General features: G+C 58.1%; 13 protein-coding genes. 6 read left to right on the top strand and 7 right to left on the bottom strand.

What is annotated here, in order from left to right:
• Position 1: 1 nt before the first annotated feature.
• Positions 2-970, bottom strand: coding sequence for a 5-dehydro-2-deoxygluconokinase (gene iolC / locus ACR0J7_RS05935; protein WP_480483371.1), 969 nt, complete (start codon positions 968-970; stop codon positions 2-4).
• Between the two features lie 124 nt (positions 971-1,094).
• Between iolC and ACR0J7_RS05930 the strand changes: the two genes are divergently transcribed.
• Both ACR0J7_RS05930 and ACR0J7_RS05925 read left to right on the top strand, forming a co-directional pair.
• Positions 1,095-2,198 carry a Gfo/Idh/MocA family protein gene (locus ACR0J7_RS05930; protein WP_480913563.1) on the top strand — a complete coding sequence of 368 codons (1,104 nt, stop codon included), beginning with the start codon at positions 1,095-1,097 and terminating at the stop codon, positions 2,196-2,198.
• Between the two features lie 37 nt (positions 2,199-2,235).
• The gene (locus ACR0J7_RS05925; protein WP_480913561.1) at positions 2,236-3,369 is read left to right on the top strand and encodes a Gfo/Idh/MocA family protein; all 1,134 of its coding nucleotides are present in this window, start codon (positions 2,236-2,238) and stop codon (positions 3,367-3,369) included.
• Here ACR0J7_RS05925 and ACR0J7_RS05920 read toward each other — a convergent pair whose 3' ends face one another.
• The 5 genes from ACR0J7_RS05920 to ACR0J7_RS05900 all read right to left on the bottom strand — a co-directional run bounded on the left by ACR0J7_RS05920 (position 3,370) and on the right by ACR0J7_RS05900 (position 8,818).
• The gene (locus ACR0J7_RS05920; RefSeq protein ID WP_480773274.1) at positions 3,370-4,368 is read right to left on the bottom strand and encodes a LacI family DNA-binding transcriptional regulator; all 999 of its coding nucleotides are present in this window, start codon (positions 4,366-4,368) and stop codon (positions 3,370-3,372) included.
• Positions 4,369-4,593: 225 nt separating this feature from the next.
• The gene (locus tag ACR0J7_RS05915; protein WP_480538906.1) at positions 4,594-5,376 is read right to left on the bottom strand and encodes a dimethylarginine dimethylaminohydrolase family protein; all 783 of its coding nucleotides are present in this window, start codon (positions 5,374-5,376) and stop codon (positions 4,594-4,596) included.
• A 3-nt stretch (positions 5,377-5,379) separates the two neighbouring features.
• Positions 5,380-6,984 carry a 5-guanidino-2-oxopentanoate decarboxylase gene (locus ACR0J7_RS05910; protein ID WP_480913560.1) on the bottom strand — a complete coding sequence of 535 codons (1,605 nt, stop codon included), beginning with the start codon at positions 6,982-6,984 and terminating at the stop codon, positions 5,380-5,382.
• On the bottom strand, positions 6,981-8,165 hold the full coding sequence (locus ACR0J7_RS05905) for a pyridoxal phosphate-dependent aminotransferase (RefSeq protein ID WP_480486768.1): 1,185 nt from the start codon (positions 8,163-8,165) through the stop codon (positions 6,981-6,983). Before ACR0J7_RS05905 ends, ACR0J7_RS05910 begins: the two co-directional genes overlap by 4 nt.
• Complete coding sequence (locus ACR0J7_RS05900; protein ID WP_480913558.1) at positions 8,162-8,818, bottom strand: TetR/AcrR family transcriptional regulator; 657 nt, start codon at positions 8,816-8,818, stop codon at positions 8,162-8,164. Before ACR0J7_RS05900 ends, ACR0J7_RS05905 begins: the two co-directional genes overlap by 4 nt.
• Positions 8,819-8,895: 77 nt before the next feature.
• Between ACR0J7_RS05900 and ACR0J7_RS05895 the strand changes: the two genes are divergently transcribed.
• From ACR0J7_RS05895 to ACR0J7_RS05880, 4 genes are read left to right on the top strand one after another with little or no spacing between them, the layout of a single operon-like run.
• Positions 8,896-9,693, top strand: a complete 798-nt coding sequence (locus ACR0J7_RS05895) for an ABC transporter ATP-binding protein (RefSeq protein WP_480483321.1) — start codon at positions 8,896-8,898, stop codon at positions 9,691-9,693.
• A 44-nt stretch (positions 9,694-9,737) separates the two neighbouring features.
• On the top strand, positions 9,738-10,502 hold the full coding sequence (locus ACR0J7_RS05890) for a transporter substrate-binding domain-containing protein (protein ID WP_480475308.1): 765 nt from the start codon (positions 9,738-9,740) through the stop codon (positions 10,500-10,502).
• A gap of 9 nt (positions 10,503-10,511) precedes the next feature.
• Complete coding sequence (locus ACR0J7_RS05885; RefSeq protein WP_480475310.1) at positions 10,512-11,264, top strand: ABC transporter permease; 753 nt, start codon at positions 10,512-10,514, stop codon at positions 11,262-11,264.
• Positions 11,261-12,058: an ABC transporter permease gene (locus ACR0J7_RS05880; RefSeq protein ID WP_480483323.1), complete on the top strand. Its 798-nt coding sequence runs from the start codon at positions 11,261-11,263 to the stop codon at positions 12,056-12,058. The genes ACR0J7_RS05885 and ACR0J7_RS05880 overlap by 4 nt, the downstream gene beginning before the upstream one ends.
• 326 nt (positions 12,059-12,384) lie before the next feature.
• Here ACR0J7_RS05880 and ACR0J7_RS05875 read toward each other — a convergent pair whose 3' ends face one another.
• A complete protein-coding gene (locus ACR0J7_RS05875; RefSeq protein ID WP_480913556.1) occupies positions 12,385-13,800 on the bottom strand; it encodes an FAD-binding oxidoreductase in 1,416 nt (471 codons plus the stop codon).
• Between the last annotated feature and the right edge of the window lie 92 nt (positions 13,801-13,892).

Genomic DNA, 13,892 nt, shown 5'->3' with positions numbered 1-13,892 from the left:
CCTATGTGGTCGGGCCGGGGTGAGAGGCGAGGAACGCGTTCAGTTCGGGGGTCGTCGGCATGGCGGGGGCGCAGCCGGGTTTGGAAACGACAATGGATGCGCAGGCGGAACCGCGCATCACCGAGTCTTTCAGCGAGTGCCCCGCCGCGATCGAAGCCAGAAGCCCTGCCATGAAACTGTCACCAGCCCCGACTGGCTTGATGGCGTCCACTGGGTAGATCCCGGTTCTGATTTCCTGCCCATCCGCCAGCGTCACGGCGCCTTTTTCGCCCATCTTGTAAATGACAACCCGGCCCGGTTTCCTGGCGAGGTCCTGTGCCTTGGCAAAGCCCTTTTCCATGCCGCCGGCCATGAAGCCGAACTCTTCATCATTGCCGACAATCAGGTCACAGGCTTCGCCCGCACGGGACAGAACGTCAGCGGCAATTTCTGGCGATGGCCAGCTGTAGGGGCGGTAATCAACATCGAAAATGATCGGAAGGCCAGCTTTGCGCGCGTTTTCAAACCCTTGGAACGTGGCGCTGCGCGAGGGTTCCGACGCAAAGACGGTACCAGCCGAGATCAGGGCCGAGAAGGATGAATAATCAACCTTGTCGACATCCGCGTCAGTAACCTGAAAATCGACCGCACCGTTGCGGTAGATGACATTCTGAAAGTTATCGGTCCGGCTTTCATACAGGGCAAGAGAGGTGCGATACTCACCCCCCAACACGCGGATATAAGAGGTATCCACCCCGTAATGTTGCAACCGGTTGAGGCAGAACCGACCAATTGCATCGTCCGAGACGGAGGTGATCAAGGATGCCTGACTGCCCAGCTTGACCAGACCGGCGCAGATATTCGCGGACGAGCCGCCAAGATCGGCATGGAACGTATCGGCCTCTTCGCTTTTGACACCGATCGGGTCTGCGTAAAGGTCCATACCCGCACGCCCCAGAACGGCAAAGCTGTTTCCTTTGATACCCTCCATCAAAGCGCTCACGTCATGTCCTCCGGCAAAGTGGGGTGGGCAAAGTTTGGACCTTGCGTTGAATCGATTCACACGATACTGATTTTGCAACCGGTTGCAAACACAATGTGCGAGGCCATGGCAGATGCCTGAAATCGGAGTGGGAATCGTGGGGGGCGGTTATATGGGCAAGGCCCATTCCGTTGCCATGTCGGCCGTCGGTGCGGTGTTCAACACGGCGTTGCGCCCCCGGCTTGAGGTCATCTGCGCGTCGAGCCCGGACAGTGCCGAACGCTACCGGGCGGCCTATGGATTTCAGCGGGCAACCGATGACTGGCGCATGTTGGTTGAAGACCCCAGGGTCGAGGCAATCGTGATCGCCTCGCCTCAGTCAACACATCGTCAGATCGCCGAAGCGGCTTTTGCCTTGGGCAAACCGGTCTTGTGCGAGAAACCATTGGGCGCATCGCTTGAAGACAGTCGGGCGATGGTTGCCGCGGCTGAGGCTTCGGGAGCGGTGAACATGGTGGGATTCAACTATATCCGCACACCCGCCAGCCAATATGCCCGCCAGTTGATTGCCGATGGCGCGATTGGTGACATCACGTGGTTCCGGGGCGAGCATACCGAGGATTTCTATGCAGATCCGCAGGCCCCGGCCACCTGGCGCACAACCGGTAGGGCCAATGGCACAATCGGCGATCTTGCCCCGCATATGGTCAACGGCGCATTGGCGCTGATCGGGCCCATTGCGCAGGTGATGGCAGATGTTGAGACCGTTCACAAAACCCGCCCCGGTGGTGAGGTAACAAATGACGACCATGCCCAGATGATGTGTCGGTTTGAAAACGGGGTTATGGGAAACCTGTATTTCAGCCGCGTCGCGACGGGTCGGAAAATGGGCTATGCCTATGAAATTTCGGGCACAAAAGGCGCGCTCCGGTTTGATCAGGAGGACCAGAACGCGCTGTGGCTGTACAAGCTCGAAGGGCCCGAAGCCGCGCGCGGGTTCACCAAGATCCTGACCGGCCCCGCGCACCCGGATTATGAGCCCTTCTGTCAGGGTCCGGGTCATGGAACCGGCTATCAGGACCAGATCATTATCGAGGGCAAGGACTTTCTACAGGCCATCCACACCGGCGAGGCGATCTGGCCCACGTTCCGCGACGGGCATGAAGTCAACCGCGTGCTGGCCGCTGCGCTGGCCTCGTCCGATCAGCGGCAGTGGCAGGACATGAGCGATTTCTGATCGCTCTACGAGACAATTCCAATGAGAGACAATGACCATGGCTAAGTTGAGATGGGGCATGATCGGGGGTGGTGAAGGCAGCCAGATTGGTCCTGCACACCGCCTTGGGGCGCAGGCGGACGGGTTGTTCGAATTTGCAGCTGGCGCGCTGGATCACCGGCCCGACGTGGGCCGCGAATACGCGCAGCGATTGGGTGTTGCTGCCGATCGTGCCTATGGTGACTGGCAAGAGATGCTGGCTGGCGAAAAAGACCGCGAGGATCGGGTTGATCTGGTAACCATCGCGACGCCCAATTCGACCCATTTTGAGATTACCAAGGCGTATCTTGAGGCAGGTTTTAACGTGTTGTGTGAAAAGCCGATGACCATGACGGTGGAAGAGGGCGAAGAGATTGTGCGCGTGGCCGAAGCCTCGGGCAGGATCTGTGCGGTGAACTACTGTTACTCTGCCTATCCGATGGTGCGTCAGGCCCGTGCGATGGTGCGTGCAGGCGATATCGGCAAGGTGCGTCTGGTGGTGACCAATTTCAGCCATGGCCATCATGGCGACGCCACAGATGCGGATAACCCGCGCGTGCGCTGGCGCTATGACCCAGCGATGGCCGGTGTTTCGGGGCAGTTTGCCGATTGCGGCATCCATGCGTTGCACATGGCCAGTTTCATCTGTGACGATCAGGTGAAAACCCTGTCTGCCGACATGGCTTCGACCATCGCCAGCCGTGAGTTGGAAGATGATGCAATGATCAATTTCCGGATGGAGGGCGGCACGGTTGGGCGCCTTTGGACATCATCGGTGGCGATCGGACGGCAGCATGGCTTTGACATTCAGGTTTTTGGCGAAACCGGTGGGCTGCGCTGGGCATCCGAACAGCCCAACCAGTTGATCTATACTCCAGTCGGGGGGCGTACTCAGATCATCGAAAAGGGTGAGGGCGGTTTGCACGACGAGGTGCAACGCCTGTCGCGTGTCGCCATTGCGCACCCCGAGGGGTTTCCTCTGGCGGTCGCCAACATCTATTGCGATCTGGCGGACGCGATCCGCGGTGAAAGACGCGGCGGTCTGCCCGGTGCGGCAGATGGGCTGCGGTCCATTGCGGCCGTCCACGCGGCTGTTGCATCGGGCAAGGCCGATGGCGTGTGGAAGGACGCGCGCCCGCCGATGTTTCGCTGATCAGGGGCGGGGCCGCAATGTGCCCCGTTCGATCACGCGGCAGGGGAAAATGCGGGCCTCGGGATAGCGCTGAGGCTCTTTCAGCATCTCGACAACCAGATCGACGGATGAGGTGATGATCTGCTTGATCGGCTGGTGGATCGTTGTCAGGTTAACGCTTTCCCAGCGCGACATTTCCATGTCGTTCAGTCCGATAATTCCAATGTCCTGACCGGGTTTCAGCCCATGATCAGCCAGTGCGGACAATGCGCCTACAGACAGGATGTCATCGCCGCAGAAATACGCCTCGGACGGGGAGTTGGCCAACAGGCGCAACATTTCGGCGCGGCCGGCCTCGAAGGAATAAGCCCCTGCGAAACAATGACTTAATTCGATATCGGGATGATCTGCCAATTCTTCCATGAACCCGCGATACCGGTCGAGTGCCGAGGTTGCATCTTTGGGCCCGCCCAGATAGCCGACACGCCTGTATCCGCGCGCCAAAAGCTCGCGCGCGGCCATGCGCCCGCATTCGACATTGTCGATTCCCACCACATGCACTTCGGGCGAGGTGGCCGAGCGACCGAACGTGTGCACCACCGGTACGCCCGCATCGTGAAACGCCTTGGCAAAGCTGGGCGGCAGCGTCGAAGAGGCAACGATGGCCGCGTCAACCGAATACTGGCGCAGCATGCGGACCGAGTTTGCGGGCTCGGTCTCGTCCGTCAGGTTCACGATCAAAGGACGCAGCCCGCGTTCCTGCAAGGCGCGGGTAAACTGATCGAACACCTCAAGAAAAATCGGGTTGTGAAAGTTGTTCGAAATCAACCCGATCAGTTTTGTGCGCCCGGTGGTCAGGGACGAGGCGAGGGCGTTGGGACTGTAGCCAAGCTCTCGCGCGGCCTTTTCAACTTTGCTGCGTGTTTTCGCAGAGACCGAGGCGCCTTCGGTAAAGGTGCGCGACACGGCAGATCGCGATACACCGGCCAAGGCGGCGACGTCTTTCAGGGTCACGCTCACGCAGTGCGGCTCCGGTCGTTGATGGTCAGAGATATCAAGGTGTTTTGCATCAGAGATTCATTATGCACCATCGCAAAAGTCTTGCAACCGGTTGCAGGTCGCACTCGGCGGACGAGATCATCGGCGGCCACCTATGTTTATGAGCGAATGGCGGGAAAGGAAAGACCGGTACGGGCGACAGTTTTCGCAGGAAACACCAAGGATTGAACGCTACCGGTGACGCCCTTAGAACCTTAACGAAAGGCAGGACATTCCACCATCCAGCTTTGCGCAGTCGGTGTTGTCGATCTCTACGACCTCATACCCTTCGCGATCCAACATCTCAGCGGTGCGTGGGAAGCCAGCGGCCATCAACACCAGATTGTTGAAGCGGATCGCATTGGCGGCAGCTTCCTCTCCGTCCTCAACATGCAGCACCCGGTAGCCCTCAAAACAGCCCGATGCATCCAGCCGTCGGGTCGACAGTATTGTCTCGGCGTCCATCAGCGAACAATCTGTCTTGAAGTGTAGGACGCCCTCGGGCGTGAAAACTTCGCGCAGTTTGTGCCCCCACTCCGAGGTGATTTTCGCCAGCTCGGCGACACCTTCCGCGTCAGTCCGGTCTGACCGGCCTACCAGAATTTCGCGACCGGTAACAAGGATATCTCCACCCTCGACATGGCCGGGTCCCTGAATTTCCAGAACCGTGTCGTAGCAGTCGCGAAGGGTCGGCGCCATTTCAGCCACTTCACCCATCCGCGAAGGTGCGCCGGGCCGCATCAATATCGCACCTTGCGGCAGGCAAAGGGCTGTATCCTCGACAAATTGCGCGTCGGGAAACGCGTTCAGGGGATCCAGTTCGATCACCTCTGCTCCGGTGCTTTTCAGTGCTGCCACATATGCCTTATGCGCCGTTGTCATCCCGTCGAAATCCGGGTTTCCGATATCTTCTGCACGCAACCCGCCTGCAATAGTCGGAGCCGGACGGCGGGTGATGGCGCGGGAAAACTCAAAGGTTGGGTCTGACATGTTTCAATCTTTCTGAGCTGCGAATTTCGGAGCGGTGACTTCGATCATTACCGGCCCGTTCTGGGCGGCAGTTTGGCGCAATGCCTGCGCGACAGCCTGCGGTTCAGCTGGAACCGAAGCGAATGGAATACCGTATGACTTGGCCGTCGCCGAAAAATCAGGAGGCGAGGGATCACATCCTATGACTGTCACGCCCGCATCCTGCATTGACGTGGCAATTTCCTGGTATCCGTGATTGTTCCAGATCACGAAGGTGACCGGCAGGTCTTCGTCGACCGCGGCCATAATTTCAGGCAGAGAAAACTGCGCGCCCCCATCGCCCGCGATGCATATTACACGTGCCGTGGGATCGGCGACCGAAGCGCCGATGGCTGCGGGGATTCCATAGCCCAGCGCGCCGTACCCGGTTGCCGCGTTAAACCAGCCTCCGGCCCGGTCGTGATCGTAGAAAAGATTGCCGGCATAGATTGGTTGCGTGGAGTCTCCGACCATCAGGGTGTTCGGGACCGCAGAACGCATTGCGTTGAGGATTTCCACCTGTTTGCGATAGTCTGGACCAATTTCCGCCCAGGCGGCGTCACGTGTTTTGCCTGCACGTTCCGCGCCATCGCTTTGCTTTGGCTTGTGCGGCAAGGCGTCAACCAGCGCTGATACAGCCAAGTTGACGTCACCTTGAATGATGAGCGCTGCCTCATGTCGCGCCAGTTGCCCGCCACATTGATCAACCCGTATCAACCCTGACATTTTGGCAATTTGGCCGGTGGCATACATATCATAGTCGGTTGGGCCCAGCTCGGTTCCCAGTGCAAGGACGCAATCGGCGCTTTCTATCAAGCCGCGTACGGCGTTCAGGCTGGGGCTTGCCGGAACAGTCAGCGGATGCCTGTGCATCAGGCCGCGCGCGTTGACCGTTTGCACCACGGGCGCATCGAGAGCTTCGGCCAGGGCCTGCAATCCAGCCTCGGAACGTTTTGCGCCGCCGCCCGCCAGAATGACAACGTTCTTCGCTTTGGCCAGTTGCTGTGCGGCTTGTGTAATCAAAGCCGGGTCAATCGGAGAGGCTGAGACAAGCGGTTCGACCTGTGTTTCCTGATAATCAGCCGCTGCGATATCCAACGGAACTTCGATATGCACCGGTCCGGATCGACCGTTGGCGAGGGTGTGGAACACGCGGTCCAAGACCGGGTCCAGAGCGTTGGTGGCGGAAACTTGTTCGGACAGCAACGCAACGGTCCTGGCCAGTCCCAACTGGTCTGGCAATTCATGCAGATGCCCTAAACCCCTGCCAAGAGATGCGGTTTTGTTGACACCGGACACCACCAGCATCGGTATTGAATCCGCGCGGGCCTGCGCCATCGGCGTCAATGTATTGGTCAATCCAGGCCCGGTGATCACAAAGGCCACACCCGGTTTGCCTGACACGCGCGCATAGCCGTCGGCCATAAACCCTGCACCCTGTTCGTGTCTGGGTGTAACGTGACGAATGCCCGAGCCTGCAAGCCCGCGGTAAAGCTCGACCGTATGAACGCCCGGAATTCCGAACACGCAGGTCACACCCTTTTGGCGAAGCCTTGCAACCAATGCTTCGCCCACGGTCATTTCACTCATGCAACCTCGCGTGATTTTCTGTTGGCGTGATCGATGAGGCGAGAGACCGCAGTGGCAAAGTTGGTGTCACTGATCGTCAGGGCGACCCGCACCCAGTCTTTCAAGCTGTCCCCAAAGGCGGAACCCGGCATGACAGCCACCCCGGTCTGCAACAGGTCCCAGGCATAGGCTTCGCCGTCCAACCCGGTGGCGGAGACGTTGATCATGGCGAACATTCCCGCCTGAGGCCGGTGAACGGTCAGATCCGTTTCTGCTTCGAGGCGATCAGCCAAAAGCGTAGCGCGCGCTGAAAAACGGGCGGCCATGCCGGAGGCAACCTCGGACCCGTCTCGGATCGCTTTTTCGGTCATATCGGCGATGAAGGGCTGATTGCCGAAAAGCATGGTCTCGGAATAGGGCAGCAGCGCTTCGCAAAACGCGGCTGGCCCGACACACCAGCCACTGCGGAACCCCGGCGCGGCATGTGATTTCGAGATGGATGATACGCCTATGACACGATCCGCCAGTTCCGGGTCTGCCAGTGGCGACACAAATCTGGCCCCGTCAAAGATCAGTTCTTCATAGACCTCGTCCGAGATAATCCACAAATCATGCGCAATCGCGAGCTGTCCGATCTCGGTTAACTCCTCGGCGGTCAGGATCGCGCCCGTTGGGTTGTGTGGCGTTGTCAGAAGAACGGCGCGGCTGCGCGGTGTTACGCGTGCGGCGATATCTTTGGCCTGCATGCGAAACCCGTGTTCCGGGCGCAGAGGTACGGGCACCATTTCCGCCCCGGAAGCACGCACGACCCCTTCGTAGGTTGCATACATCGGATCACCGACCAGAACTTCGTCACCGGCCTCGGCAACGCCGGCCATGGCAGCGAACAGTGCGGTCTGCGTTCCGGGAAAGCACAGAAAATTCTCGGGCCCGAAAACACGTCCGCGGGAAGCCGAGTAACGGGCGGAAAGCGCGTCAAGCAAGCCAGCTTCGCCACGGCCATTGGAGTAGCCCGTTCGCTGGGCCCGCAGTGAGGTTACGGTGGCTTCGACCAGCGCGTCCGACACCGGCACGTCCGGTTCACCTATCGTCATTTCGACGATGTCCGCTCCGGCCTTGATAAGGTCGCGCGCTTTCAGATGTACGCCCCATTTGGCGCCACCCAAGCCCGCTAACCGTTCTGTCACAGATGTGGTCTTCATGGTTGTTCCACCTCTTTGATCAATGGGATACCGACGATAGCACTGACGGAATCTAATCCGATCTGCGCCAATTGACCTTCGGAAAATTCATCTGGAAGCGCACCGCCTTCCAGCCAAAGACCATCGATAACCGCGTTGCAGGCAATGGCCAGTTGCACGGCTTGCGGCGTGGTGACTGGACGTCCGGTTTCTTGCAATGCGACGACGATCAGCTTTTCAAGCTGATCCCGGAAATAGTTATAGGTTTGCTGGTGGATGCGTTGCATTTTCGGATCACGCTGCACCTTGTTCAGGAAGCCGGCCCACAAGGCCACAGCGCTTGGATCAACGATTGGCGGTCGCAGCGACGCATCAACGAAGTTGGTCAACTGAGATACTGCGCTGCCTTTCCCTGACGACGCAGCTGTCTGATCGGTCAGCGTATTCATGTGATGTTCGTACGCAGCCTGAACCAGTTCCTCCTTGGATGAGAAATAGTGCCGGATCAGCCCTTGGGTCACGTTCGCGCGGGCCGCGATCTGACGCACAGTGGCACCCCGAACGCCCATCTCGGCAATCAGGTCCAAAGTCGCCAGGATCAGCGCCTCGCGCCGAAACTCGGCAGATTCACGTGTAAATTTACGGCTGTCGTCCTGCACGTCCGGGCCATCCATGGTACGGAATTATTATACACTTGCATAATTGCGAGATTCGAGGCTTACTGCAAGCTGAAATCAGAAGATTCTTGGATATGGACACAGCCAAAGCAGCAACACCCGCACGCGAAGCAACCACGTCTGAAGAGGCGATAAGGGTTGAGGACCTGCACAAGTCTTTCGGCACGCTGGAGGTTTTGAAAGGTGTCTCGCTGACAGCGAACAAGGGCGATGTCGTTGCCATCATTGGGGGTTCAGGCTCGGGCAAATCCACCATGCTGCGCTGTATCAACTTTCTGGAAACACCAAGCTCGGGAAAGATCACCATCGGCGGTGAGCTGGTTGAAATGCATGCCGACGGCAGCCCCTCGAACCGCCGCCAGATAGAACGTATCCGTACGCGGCTTGCGATGGTTTTCCAGCAGTTCAACCTGTGGACACATCGAACGCTTCTGGAAAACGTGATCGAGGTACCGGTACATGTCCTTAAGGTACCAAAGGCCGAAGCTGTCGCGCGGGCGCATGACCTGCTGAAAAGGGTGGGGCTTGGTGACAAGGCCGACACCTATCCGGCCTATCTTTCAGGCGGTCAGCAACAGCGCGCCGCCATCGCACGCGCGCTTGCGGTGGATCCTTCGGTGATGCTTTTCGATGAGCCAACTTCAGCGCTTGACCCAGAGCTTGTCGGCGAGGTTCTGACCGTGATCCGGGATCTTGCAGCGGAAGGGCGCACCATGCTGCTTGTGACCCATGAAATGAAATTTGCGCGCGAAGTCGCGAACCATGTCGTCTATCTTTTCGAGGGCCGCATTGAAGAGCAGGGTCCACCTGCCGAGGTCTTCGGAAATCCAAAATCAGAACGATTGAAGCAGTTCCTCAGCTCGGTCGCCTGATCCACTACAAAAAACAACAAAATAAACCTAAAGGGAGTAACAAAATGAACGTCAAGAAACTGCTCGCGTCCGGTCTTGCCGCCGCTGTCCTTTCGGCTGGTGTTGCCAGTGCAGAAGAGGTCAAGATCGGCATCGCGGCCGAGCCTTATCCGCCCTTCGCGTCGCTGGACAGTTCAGGCAACTGGGTTGGTTGGGAGATCGACGTCATCAATGCAGTTTGCGCCGCTGCGGAACTTGACTGTGTTATCACGCCGGTGGCCTGGGACGGTATCATCCCTTCGCTGACGGGGCAGCAGATCGACGCCATCATGGCCTCGATGTCGATCACCGAGGAACGGTTGAAAACCATTGATTTCAGCGATCCTTATTACAACACACCTGCGGTTATCGTTGCCGATAAATCGATGGATATCGAAGCAACCCCGGAATCGCTGGCGGGTAAAGTCATTGGCATTCAGGCTTCGACGATCCACCAAGCCTATGCGCAGGAATACTTCAAGGATTCCGAACTGCGCGTCTATCAAACTCAGGATGAGGCCAATCAGGACCTGTTTGCGGGTCGGATCGACGCCACACAAGCTGACAGCATTGCGATGGCCGATTTTGTGAACTCGGATGCCGGTGCTTGCTGCGAAATCAAAGGTGCCGTGAAGGACGATCCCGCCATTTTGGGGCGTGGTGTCGGTGCGGGCGTTCGTAAAGGGCAGGATGACCTGCTTGCGGCGTTGAACAAGGGCATCGCGGCAATTCTTGCCGATGGCACGCATGAGAAGATCACGTCGAACTATTTCTCGACCAGCATCTACTAAGCCGTTGCCGTGACCGGATTTCTGGAATCACTTGGTTTGGCGCAGAGCGCAGAGCTTCTGTCGCTCTCGCCGCCGGGGTGGGGGGCCAATCTGCTACGCGGATTGTCCCACTCCTTGCAGATCGCTTTTGGCGCATATGCGCTGGGCCTCGTGATCGGATTGTTCGGAGCGTATGGCAAACTTTACGGCGGGAAGGTCACGCGCGACCTTCTTGCCATTTATACGACCGTGATCCGGGCCGTGCCGGAACTGGTCCTGATCCTGATCCTGTATTACGTGGGATCCGATATTATCAACAAAATATCTGCTGCCATGGGTGGTGGCCGCGTCGAGATCAACGGCGTTGCCGCAGGCATTTGGGTGCTGGGCGTCGTTCAGGGCGCGTATGCGACCGAGATTCTGCGCGGTGCCATTCAGGCGGTTCCGCCCGGTCAGATCGAAGCGGCGAAATCCTACGGGATGCCGGCCTTCATGACCATGCGGCGCGTCACAATCCCCGCCATGATGAGCTTTGCGGTACCGGGTCTGGCCAACTTGTGGCTGATTGCAACCAAAGACACCGCATTGCTGGCCGTTGTCGGCTTTAACGAGCTGACGCTGGAAACGCGCCAGGCGGCCAGCAGCACGCGGGCCTACTTCACCTTTTTCCTAGCGGCGGGCTTCCTTTATCTGATGGTTACGCTGTTTTCGGGTGGAATCTTTGCGCGGATTGAGAAATGGGCCCGTCGCGGCCAACCCGCTCTGAACGGAGGCAGCAGATGATCGACCTCAGATCTCTGATGCAACCTCATCGTATCGTGATGATGCTGATCTTTGCCGGGATCGCGGTTTGGTGCGCGATGACATTGCGGTGGGATTGGATACCCAATTATGCGCCTCTTGCATTGAAGGGTATCTGGACCACGCTTTGGTTGCTGGTTGTCACGATCGTTCTTGGATTTTTACTGGCTGTACCCCTTGGATTAGCGCAGGCCGTTGGGCCATGGTATCTTGCGGCACCCTCAAAGGCGTTCTGTACCATCATTCGCGGCACACCGCTGCTTTTGCAGCTTTGGTTGTTGTATTATGGCCTCGGCTCTCTGTTTCCGCAGTTTCCATGGATACGATCGTCTGAACTTTGGCCGTACCTGCGTCAGGCTTGGCCCTATGCGGTGCTGGCGTTGACACTTTCTTATGCGGGTTATGAAGGCGAGGTCATGCGCGGAGCCTTCAAGGGTGTTGCCAAAGGACAGCTGGAGGCGGCCAAGGCATTTGGTATGCCAAGGCTGACGATGTTTCGCCGCATCTGGTTACCGCAGGCAATCCGCAATGTTCTGCCGACTTTGGGCGGTGAAACTATACTGCAACTAAAGGCAACACCGCTGGTCGCCACAATAACCGTGGTTGATATCTATGCCGTGTCGTCCCGTGTGCGTGCCGATACGTTTATCGTCTACGAACCGCTTATCCTGTTGGCTGTATTCTACATTCTCGTAGCGGGCGTAATTGCATTGGTGTTCCACTGGCTCGAGGTGAAGGTTCTGGGAACCGGACGCCGCAATGGGCTTGTCGGATAGTTTCGGCCAGTAGTTGAAAGAAACTTGCCCCGCGAATTCCGAGGCGGTTATTCGATGAATTGTTCCTAGCGACCCAGACTGCAGGCTTAAGCGTAAAACAGGTGTTTGAAACGGGATCAGGAAAGTCGGTTCGGTCGCGCCCCGCAAGTTCAACGCTCTAATGATACAGCATCTAGGGTAGCTGCACGACAAGAGGGCATGAGTGCCAGCGCGGCCATAGGTGAGAGGAACCGCTTGGCGCGATAGCCGAACAGCGAGAAAATTGAGTGGTGCTAAGACAGCGGTCCCAACATCAATGCAGTTCGGGAATTGCCACTCTGGTTGTCTTACGTTGGTAGAATATTGTGGTTCATCCTGAACAAGTTGGTGGGATCGTACTTTCCTTTGATCTTGGACAGCTTTTCGCCGTTCACACCATAGGCGCCGGTCACGTGATCTGCCTGGTCTTCAGGCATGAAGTTCACATAGGCACTGCCTGTTGAGTATGGTTTCATCTGTTCGTACAGCTGGCGTGCCCACCCGATGCAGGTGTCGTCCTTGTCAGGGTCTTCCCATCGCGTGTGGACATTCATGATGAAATGCGCAGATCTTTGTGGGTAGGCGGTAGAAGCGGGCTCAACGCGGGCCATCGCGCCACCGACATGAGCAATGAAAACCTCGCAGGCGGGATCAGGCAGAGTGGAAATCGCGCCCAGCAGGTCCGTGATGGCGGCCGGGGGCAGCGTGTTGAAGTCATGACTTTTCCAATAGTTGCGGACGCCCGGCGACAACAGGGGATCAAAAGCCGCCTGCCAGTCCACGAACCTGTGCGGTGAAATGACATCCACAATCGGCTCACCCAGCGCGCGCAAGGCCGACATCGCTTTTTCACCTTCATCCATCGGGCCGCTATAACACGCTGCGAAAATCAGCACTTCGCGCCCGTGCCACTCTTCCGGCAGGAACGGGAGCGGCGGCGCTTTTCGCATCACGCTCCAGACGGTGAGCTCATCGGGGGACGTGTCCGCAATGGCCACAAATTCGGAAAGCAATTCTGGTGCCTTTTCGATCGGGTGCACGATCAGGCCGGACAGGACATCCGGCCCAAGATCATGCAACTGGAATTCGAATGAGGTAACGACACCGAAGTTTCCGCCACCACCACGAATGGCCCAGAAAAGTTCCGGGTGGCTCGTGGATGATGCGGTGACAATCGCGCCATCCGCTGTGACGACTTCTGCCGACAGAAGGTTGTCGATTGTCATGCCGAATTTCCGGGTCGTCCAGCCGAAACCGCCGCCCAGGGTCAGCCCGGCGATGCCGGTGGTCGAATTGATGCCTGTGGGGACGACAAGACCATGGGCCTGTGTTTCGCGATCAACGTCTCCAAGCAACGCACCGGGTGCAACGCGGACAGTTTTGCGGGCAGGGTCCACGTGAACCGAACGCATCTGAGACAGGTCCAGCATGACGGCCTTGTCCGCCACGGCGTGCCCTGCAATCTGGTGCCCACCTGATCGAACGGTCATCATGAGGCCTGCTTGTCGGACGAAGTTAATTGCCTTCTGGACGTCGCTCGCCCCCATCGCACGGATCACGAAGGCGGGGAAACGCTCGAACATGCTGTTCCAGGTAATCCTGGCTTCTTCGTATTCCGGGGTTCCCGGCAGGTAGACCCCGCCGCGCAGTGAGGCATCAAGCGCGTCCAAATCGCCTTGATCCACAGTTGCGATATGTCCGTCGAGTGCTTTCGGGTCAAACATGCTTAGGCCTCCCTTGTTTCAGGAAAGGTTTCGCGCACGGCTGCCTCGTGAGTTTGTTATTGCCCTGAGAAGGGGATACTTGGTTGTGGGGG

The organism is Ruegeria sp. O4 (genome assembly GCF_056535125.1).
Note: the sequence above shows the minus strand (reverse complement) of the source record. Positions and strands in the feature narration are given on the sequence as shown.